Genomic DNA, 1114 nt, shown 5'->3' on the forward strand with positions numbered 1-1114 from the left:
ACTACGATGGATTGAATGTTGATGAACTGGAGGACATACTAAAGATAGTTAAAATAAAACTGTTATATACTATTCCAAACTGCCATAATCCAGCTGGAGTTAATATATCAGAGTGTAGAAGAAAAAGACTTGTTGAATTAGCTGAAAAATATGACTTCTATATTATTGAAGATGATCCTTATAGACCTATAGCCGGAGAAGTTCCACCACCAATAAAGAACTTTGACACGAGTGGAAGAGTGATTTATGTTAGTAGTTTTAGTAAAATTATAGCTCCAGGATTAAGGATCGGCTTCATAATAGCTAATGAGCAAATCTCGGAAAAGATAAGCCTTTTAGAGCAATTAGATTTCTCTACTTCTACAATAAATCAATACGTAGTAGCAAGGTTAATAAGAAAAGGGATGATTGAGGAGAGATCTAAAGAGTTATTTAGATATTATGGTGAGAAGATGAAGATATTAATAGACTCTTTAAGGGAAAATGGACTTAACGAGTTTGACCCCCCAAAATGTGGCTTCTTCCTTTTACTCAATTTAAACAAAAACAGTTGGGATGTATTTTACAAGGCAGTTGAAAAAGGACTAAGCTTCGTACCAGCAAAACCTTTCTTTATTAGAGGAGGCGAAACGATGGCCAGACTGAGCATTTCGGTAGCTTCGCCGGAGCAAATAGTTGAGGGAGTAAAAATACTCAGTGATATTTTAGCTAGATGAGAGATAGATCAGTCTTCCATAGGATCTCATGATACTTGGTATCAATTCTCGACCTCATATTTTCTCCTCACGACACCTATAAGAGTTGAACTCCCTAAGATAACATTAGAAGCTTCTTGGATATCTTCCTTAACCTCTCACCAACTTCATTATGGCATCGTATAAGCCAATATGACGTTAACACTTGAAAGCTTTGATTTACTTTATTAAGGAGTTTAGAAATTATAAATGACATTTAGCAATACAAACTTTACGATTCAACAAACTAATAATAACAGTATAAATATCGATATCAATATTCTCCTACATTCTAAATCTGTGTAAAATGTTATTCTTAATTTGTACCTCAAAATATTTCACTACAATCTTTAAGTGTCAAATTTAATTATATTTACGTA

General features: G+C 33.2%; 1 protein-coding gene. It reads left to right on the forward strand.

Annotated features, from left to right (window positions below; genetic code table 11):
- Positions 1–716: PLP-dependent aminotransferase family protein (locus DMP16_RS10120; RefSeq protein ID WP_143577211.1), on the forward strand; the 716-nt coding region annotated here is incomplete at its 5' end.
- Positions 717–1114 lie beyond the last annotated feature (398 nt).

This window comes from Sulfolobus sp. B1 (genome assembly GCF_007050195.1).
Classification (GTDB): Archaea; Thermoproteota; Thermoprotei_A; order Sulfolobales; family Sulfolobaceae; genus Saccharolobus.